Origin of the sequence: Kitasatospora sp. MBT63 (assembly GCF_000710465.2) — a bacterium.
In the GTDB taxonomy this organism is placed as follows: domain Bacteria; phylum Actinomycetota; class Actinomycetes; order Streptomycetales; family Streptomycetaceae; genus Kitasatospora.
The window spans coordinates 6,285-7,638 of record NZ_JAIZ01000614.1 but is presented as its reverse complement, the minus strand read 5'-3'; the positions used below and the strand labels follow the sequence as shown (position 1 = coordinate 7,638).

General features: G+C 79.0%; 1 protein-coding gene. It reads right to left on the bottom strand.

Going from position 1 to position 1,354, the window contains the following annotated elements; all coding sequences use genetic code 11:
- Positions 1 to 103: 103 nt before the first annotated feature.
- Positions 104 to 1,354: glycosyltransferase (locus AA75_RS32060; protein ID WP_033823848.1), on the bottom strand; the 1,251-nt coding region annotated here is incomplete at its 5' end.

Here is a 1,354-nt window from a genome sequence, read left to right as displayed (position 1 = left end):
ATCAGTTCCCGTACCGGGTCGGCCGGCGGCGGACCGCCGCCGTACCCGCCACCGGCGGCGGGTACGGCCGCCCGCGGCGCGGCCTGCGGCCCGTGCCTGGCCATCAGAGCGCCTCGGCCAGGGCGCCGGGCGCGCTGGCCCCCGTGGCGGGCTCCTGGTCGCCGCCCGCCGGTGCGGCCGGCTCCGGCCGGGCCGATCCGGCGACCCAGTACTCGGCGGGCCGGGCGAAGGGCTGCAGCCGCCGGCCCGAGCCGGCCGGGAAGGCGGGCCAGCGCGAGACCAGCTCCAGGTAGATCTCCCGGAAGGCGGTCACCTCCGGCTCCACCGCGAACCGTTCCTGCGCGCGCAGCCGCCCGGCCAGCCCGAGCCGGGCCCGGCGCTCCTCGTCCCGCAGCAGGGCGAGGCAGGCCCCGGCCACCGCCAGCGGACTGCGCGGCGGCACCAGCAGGCCGCTCGGCCCGACCACCTCGCGGGCCACCCCGACGTCGGTGGCCACCACCGCCCGGCCGCTGAGCATGGCGTCGGCGAGCAGCCGCGGACTGCGCTGCGCCAGCGCCGAGAAGACCACCACCTGCCCGGCCTGCCAGGCCTCGGCCGGGCTGCCGGGCCGCCCCTCGAAGTCGACGGCGGCAGTGATCCCCAGCCGGGCGGCGATCGCTGCGCAGTGCGCCCGGTAGCCGGGCACGCCCTCCTCGCCGTACATCCGCAGCCGGGCCCCGGGCAGCTCGGCGCGGATCTTCGCGAAGGCGTGCAGCATCAGCTCCGGGTCCCGCCCGGGCTCCAGCGGACCGGCCCAGACCACGGTCGGTTGCTCGGGCTCCGGGCCGGCGGCCTCCCGGGCAATCGCCGGGCTGCCCTCGTGCACCACCCTGATCCGGGCCGGGTCGGCACCGCAGCGCTGCTGCCACTGCTGGTCGTACGCGCTGCCGGGGGTGAGGGCGGCGGCCTGCCGGTAGGTCTCCTCGGTGAGCAGCCGGAAGAAGGACAGCAGCAGCGCCCGGACCGGCCAGCGGTAGGGCGCGGTGCGGTAGCTGCGGTACTGCTCCCGCAGGTGCAGCCCGTGCTCGGTGACCACGAACGGGATGCCGTGCAGCTGCTTGGCGGCCAGGGCGGGCAGCGCCGCCGGGCCGCCGCCGACCACGTGGCACAGGTCGGCGGCGCCGATCCCGCCGGGCCCGGTGCCGTACCAGTCGGCGGCGAGCGGGCGCAGGCACTGCTCCAGCAGGTCACCGGCGACCAGGACGTCGCGGACCAGCGGGCGGCCGGCCGCGGTGTCGGCGCCGGGCGAGCGCCAGACCCGCTCCAGCACCCGCTGGGCGTGCCCGGAGGCGAGGAAGGCGGGCAGCGCGCCGTC